This window comes from Pseudoalteromonas sp. SG41-5 (assembly GCF_014164495.1).
Classification (GTDB): domain Bacteria; phylum Pseudomonadota; class Gammaproteobacteria; order Enterobacterales; family Alteromonadaceae; genus Pseudoalteromonas; species Pseudoalteromonas rhizosphaerae.
Window position 1 is genome coordinate 1 of record NZ_JACJFH010000169.1, and the last position, 4,556, is coordinate 4,556.

Consider the following 4,556-nt stretch of genomic DNA (forward strand, 5'->3'; position numbering starts at 1 on the left):
TTCGATAATACTGCGCCATTGTTCAAGGCTACGCGTTTTTCTCATGACTATCTCCTCATTGAAATTCGGAAATAGCTTAATCATTTTGACGAGTTACTGGCAGGTGCATTTTGCTAGACGCTTACTCAATACCAACTGACCCACCCATTTCTTCCTTTAAAACTAGCATTAAATCTTGTACTGCATTAGGTTCACCAGAAACAGCAAACGTTGGCGCGTTACAATCTTCACAGACAGCACCAATAGCCAAATCAATACCTACCATTCCATTGGTGTCCATGATTTCAAATGTATTTTTTGGAGCCTTACCGCCACACTCATTACATGTGACAAAAGGTGGTAGAGCATGAGTTCCGCTGCTCTTCTTATTAATATTGTTAGTCAAATAGCAACACTTCTTGTATTTTTTACCACTCCCACATGGGCATGGTTCGTTACGTTTTACCGTCATATTTATATCTCTTTAATCCAATGTTGATACAATCTCTTTAGAAATATCTGTAAATTTCGCAGCTTCAATGCCAGCGCTTTCACAAAACATTTTAATTAGGGTAATGTAACTAAGCTTGACCTCATCTAAACTAGGCGGATCAATTTCATCTGCTTCATAGTCCGCAATTCTTGCGCCACCTGCGTAAATTCTATAATCGTCCCACGTAATCATATTACTAAAATCATTAACGTGAAATTCGCCCCACTTTGCAGCTGCTAGATTTCCCATTACCCACTTCTGCAACTCACGACCTATAGACTCAGCTGTACCTTTATGGTTTCCCATACTTATCTCCTCCATTTATTCTAATCTCGCTATTTCTCTGAAACGGCCACTTTAAATGTATTTAGACATTGCTGCCCGACATCATTCCTTGTACTACATCGAACGCTATAGCTTTCACCTGAGAGCCTAGTCAAATTAAATACATTGCGAACTTTCGCACCACAGTTGCCACAAGTAACAGTTGTTAAGTTGTTTGGGTTTTCTATTACAGGGTGCTCCTTTTCTTGCGGGTATACTTCCGTAATATTTAGCACTAATTCAGTCATCTTAGTTCCTTAATCCAACACTCTCATTTCTTCTTTTTTTGTAAATCAAACACTGCTTTAGAACCATCACTGTTTATAAATTTTACTTTAACTATGTCGTACTTTGTAAGTAGCTTTAACGTATTATCATCAATGTAGTTTTTATTGATGCCTGGTTCATTCGCCCATGTTAAGAAAGCTCGTAAATATCCAGCCGCAAGATTAATAATGTCTTTTACATCCACTTCAGACAAAGCTTGAATTGAAAGTAATGTTCCTAACGATATTATAAACTCTATTGAGCCTGTTGTTTTTATATTCTCAACTATCAAGGGAGGACTTTCTTATAATATTTCATCCATTATCTCATTGGATAATCTCGCATCACTCTCAGTAATTTCAAGCACCCTAAATTTGAAATCATTAATATAGGCACTACTTAAACGTAAGGAGTAGTCGGAATACAGGTTTAGGTTAGAATGTAGCTTTCTAACCTTTTGAGGAATAGTGCCATTAGCTTTGAAAGCAACATATAACAAAGCTGTACTTAACTTCAAATAGAATGCTAATTCATTGGTAGATATATCATTATTTGATAGATGTACTTTTAAATACGAGCTCTTAATTTCTAAGTCTTGTTTCAGTTCTGAAATATAATCAGCCATATAAATTATTCCACTTTCTCTATTGTGATATTGATATCAGGCCATACTTGCTTCATTGCAGCAATACCGAAAGCATGAGCATTTTCTATTGATTCAAAAATTGCTTTCGTTTGTGATACAGGTTCTTTGTTAGGAGGAATGATCATATCTAATTGATACTTCCCATTACTTTTAAGTTCTGCTTTTAAAATTACATTTGAGGCCATTATTATTTCCTTGTTATATTTTGGAGTCTGAAAATTTGGTTCATTCCAATGTAACTATTTACGTTTACTTTTATTTTTGAAAACATACTTAAAAAGCTTTTCATAATCCCTTGATACGGCAGTGATCATGCTAAACATACCTATTTGCAGAAGGTAACCTCTCAAGTTATCGCCTAAGAATGGAAGCATGAAGCTGAGCAGTATAGAGATACCTGCAACCCAACCAAAGAGAGCTGTCATCTTTTCATAACGATAAGTGTTATGCTCCCCTCCAAATACGTTTGCAAACATTATTATTGCCGCAGGTATCCAAGGATTTACAAAATCCAAACGAAACTCCTTATCACTTATTACAATACTTAATTCGCTATGATTTGCTTTATTAAATTCTCTAATTTTGTGCCAATCTTGCGTGGTGGAATGGAAAAAATCTCATTTCTTGTAACTATAGTGTTTTTCCAAAATGCCTCGGAAGTAGAGTTATAGCTAATTTTATCTTTTTTAAATAACATTAAAGCCAAAGTGTTAGCTTCTTTCTTAGTAAAGTGCTGTCCCTTAATCTCTCCCTGAAGCCATTTATATCGGCGGCGGTATTTATCAAAATATCCATGAAGCAATGATTCATACTGAGCACTATCTAAAGCAAGCAAAAATTGAAAGTCGTATGGCTTGTATAATCTACAATGCTGATGCTGATAAACACGCTTTCTAAGATCTGTTTTTACATGACCTATCTTCATAATTCTTTTGTTTTGAGATAAAAGAACATAAGTCCATCCTCGCTTGTAAACCTTTGCATCTTCTAAATTTCGAATGACCTTCAAATTCCGAATTCCAATCCTATTGTTTTTGGTCAAAATCTGAAAAACTTTGTGTTGCGTAAACAATTTTGTCTTCACCACACCTTGCAGCATCGGCAACTTTCATATTTAAAGTGCAACCAGTAGTAAATAAATTACCAATACGATCTTCAAGCTCTTTTGCTCGTCGTCTCTGATCACTTGTGTAACTATTGTCTAATGAAACTGCTTTTAACCCAGCTAATAAAAGCGACATATCACGCGCATTTAACTCCATTACTACTCTCCTTATTCCAATGCTCACTCAATTAATCCTCGAGCCCGAAGCTCGCAAATTTCATCTGAGTCCGAGGGCTCACAACGCTCACCACACTCACACTCGATATATTTGCTCTCGTCCAAGTGGTCTTTCATTGTAACTTCACTGGTTGAGCCGCAGCTTGTGCAAGTGTATTCAACCGATAGTTGCTTGACCGTGAAAAGCCGCTTACAGTCCCGCCCTGTGTCGCGTTCTTTGCCAGTACAAAAAAACTGATTCTTATCAAAATAAACCGGAACAGCTGGTTGCGTGCATAGGCTGTTTGTGCACCGAACTACGCTGCCAGTTACTGCATCTGGAAAAACCTCACTACCTAATTTCTTCGCATAATCCTTTTCTGTTATTTCAAATTTCACGTTTAATTGCTCCTTTTTCCAATCAATTAGTCTGCTTACTTTATTTAATAATATTGTGCTTTTTAAGATAAGCAGCCACTGCTTCTGGTGTTCCAAATGCACCGATCAACATTTGTTCTGCATGTTGTTTGCTTCCTTTATCGTCTGCATTTAAAAGCAGCTCATACCAAGTCTTAACCAAAACCAGCGGAGGTTCTTTCATCATTATTTCCAACTAGTGTGTTTTAACGGCTTCAACAGCCATTGTTAACTGGTCATCTGCAAAGGACGGTTTAAAGCGAAAACCAATTCGATACAAACAAGTCATTAACTTATCAATACTGAATTTATCAATTCGACCATTAACCAAATCACTTACGCGAGGTTGGGTTAGTCCTAATTGAATCGCTGCATCGGCCTGTGACCAATTTTTAGCATTGATAATGTCACGAACAACAATCATCAGATCTGAGCGCGTCTGTAGTTCAGAGGCTTCTGCTTTATCTTCTGTAATTGCATCAAAGATATTTGAGTATTCAAGAGTCATCTTAATAACCTTATTGATTAACTTATAAGCACCATATATCAGTGCTGATATATATACAAGTGCTGATATATTTATTTTATTTCATCTTGCATTAGCTTGTACCGCTTCTTCGCAGTGTCCATAGCCTGTTTATCCACTCCGTTAGTAGTCTTGGTAAACGAATGTAAGATGAACACTGTATCGGCAAACTTTGCAACGTAAATCGTTCGGTATGCTGGTCTGCCGTTCTCTATCAGCTCAACCGCACCAATACCTACACTTTCCTTTAAGTGCTTAAACTTGCTAAATGGCTCTTTGTTTTGACAGATAGCGTTTAAATCATTTGCAAAGCGCTTTTGAATTTTATCGGGCAACGCTAGAAACTCTTTTTTTGATTGATTATTTATAAACTTAAACTTTTTCAACTGGCTAACGCCCCTCTAATATCATTTATTATTTTATTCCTAGTGGCGGCACTGATTTATACAAGTTATTCAGTGCATCAGTTAATCGCTGTGGATCAGGGATGATGTATGTATCAGTCATATCATCACTAGCATGGCCTATAGCCATTTGTATAACGTCATAATCGACACCAGCATCAGATAGTAGGCTGGCGGTACTTTTACGCCCTGAGTGGCTTGAGCCTTGTTTAAAGCCGCAACTCTTAAACAGGTTTCTA

12 protein-coding genes are annotated in these 4,556 nt (G+C 36.9%); all 12 read right to left on the reverse strand.

Annotated features, from left to right (window positions below; translation table 11 throughout):
• Window positions 1-121 precede the first annotated feature (121 nt).
• On the reverse strand, window positions 122-451 hold the full coding sequence (locus H5232_RS23970; protein WP_220496117.1) for an SEC-C metal-binding domain-containing protein: 330 nt from the start codon (window positions 449-451) through the stop codon (window positions 122-124).
• 12 nt (window positions 452-463) lie between these two features.
• Window positions 464-778: a hypothetical protein gene (locus H5232_RS22290; RefSeq protein ID WP_182831537.1), complete on the reverse strand. Its 315-nt coding sequence runs from the start codon at window positions 776-778 to the stop codon at window positions 464-466.
• 289 nt (window positions 779-1,067) lie between these two features.
• Complete coding sequence (locus H5232_RS22295; protein WP_182831538.1) at window positions 1,068-1,355, reverse strand: hypothetical protein; 288 nt, start codon at window positions 1,353-1,355, stop codon at window positions 1,068-1,070.
• Between the two features lie 12 nt (window positions 1,356-1,367).
• A complete protein-coding gene (locus H5232_RS22300; protein ID WP_182831539.1) occupies window positions 1,368-1,688 on the reverse strand; it encodes a hypothetical protein in 321 nt (106 codons plus the stop codon).
• A 5-nt stretch (window positions 1,689-1,693) separates the two neighbouring features.
• Complete coding sequence (locus tag H5232_RS22305) at window positions 1,694-1,894, reverse strand: hypothetical protein (RefSeq protein WP_182831540.1); 201 nt, start codon at window positions 1,892-1,894, stop codon at window positions 1,694-1,696.
• 54 nt (window positions 1,895-1,948) lie between these two features.
• Window positions 1,949-2,224, reverse strand: coding sequence for a hypothetical protein (locus H5232_RS22310; protein WP_182831541.1), 276 nt, complete (start codon window positions 2,222-2,224; stop codon window positions 1,949-1,951).
• 29 nt (window positions 2,225-2,253) lie between these two features.
• Window positions 2,254-2,718 carry a GIY-YIG nuclease family protein gene (locus H5232_RS22315; protein WP_182831542.1) on the reverse strand — a complete coding sequence of 155 codons (465 nt, stop codon included), beginning with the start codon at window positions 2,716-2,718 and terminating at the stop codon, window positions 2,254-2,256.
• A 16-nt stretch (window positions 2,719-2,734) separates the two neighbouring features.
• Complete coding sequence (locus H5232_RS22320; protein WP_182831543.1) at window positions 2,735-2,971, reverse strand: hypothetical protein; 237 nt, start codon at window positions 2,969-2,971, stop codon at window positions 2,735-2,737.
• Between the two features lie 438 nt (window positions 2,972-3,409).
• The gene (locus tag H5232_RS22325) at window positions 3,410-3,574 is read right to left on the reverse strand and encodes a hypothetical protein (RefSeq protein WP_182759070.1); all 165 of its coding nucleotides are present in this window, start codon (window positions 3,572-3,574) and stop codon (window positions 3,410-3,412) included.
• Between the two features lie 9 nt (window positions 3,575-3,583).
• Window positions 3,584-3,895: a helix-turn-helix domain-containing protein gene (locus tag H5232_RS22330; protein WP_182831544.1), complete on the reverse strand. Its 312-nt coding sequence runs from the start codon at window positions 3,893-3,895 to the stop codon at window positions 3,584-3,586.
• A 71-nt stretch (window positions 3,896-3,966) separates the two neighbouring features.
• On the reverse strand, window positions 3,967-4,299 hold the full coding sequence (locus tag H5232_RS22335; protein WP_182831545.1) for a type II toxin-antitoxin system RelE/ParE family toxin: 333 nt from the start codon (window positions 4,297-4,299) through the stop codon (window positions 3,967-3,969).
• 28 nt (window positions 4,300-4,327) lie between these two features.
• Window positions 4,328-4,556: tyrosine-type recombinase/integrase (locus H5232_RS22340; protein WP_182831546.1), on the reverse strand; the 229-nt coding region annotated here is incomplete at its 5' end.

Coding starts and splice junctions, on each gene's coding strand:
- H5232_RS23970 (WP_220496117.1), bottom strand. CDS start 451: ATGACGGTAAAACGTAACGAACCATGCCCATGTGGGAGTGGTAAAAAA.
- H5232_RS22290 (WP_182831537.1), bottom strand. CDS start 778: ATGGGAAACCATAAAGGTACAGCTGAGTCTATAGGTCGTGAGTTGCAG.
- H5232_RS22300 (WP_182831539.1), bottom strand. CDS start 1,688: ATGGCTGATTATATTTCAGAACTGAAACAAGACTTAGAAATTAAGAGC.
- H5232_RS22305 (WP_182831540.1), bottom strand. CDS start 1,894: ATGGCCTCAAATGTAATTTTAAAAGCAGAACTTAAAAGTAATGGGAAG.
- H5232_RS22320 (WP_182831543.1), bottom strand. CDS start 2,971: ATGGAGTTAAATGCGCGTGATATGTCGCTTTTATTAGCTGGGTTAAAA.
- H5232_RS22325 (WP_182759070.1), bottom strand. CDS start 3,574: ATGATGAAAGAACCTCCGCTGGTTTTGGTTAAGACTTGGTATGAGCTG.
- H5232_RS22330 (WP_182831544.1), bottom strand. CDS start 3,895: ATGACTCTTGAATACTCAAATATCTTTGATGCAATTACAGAAGATAAA.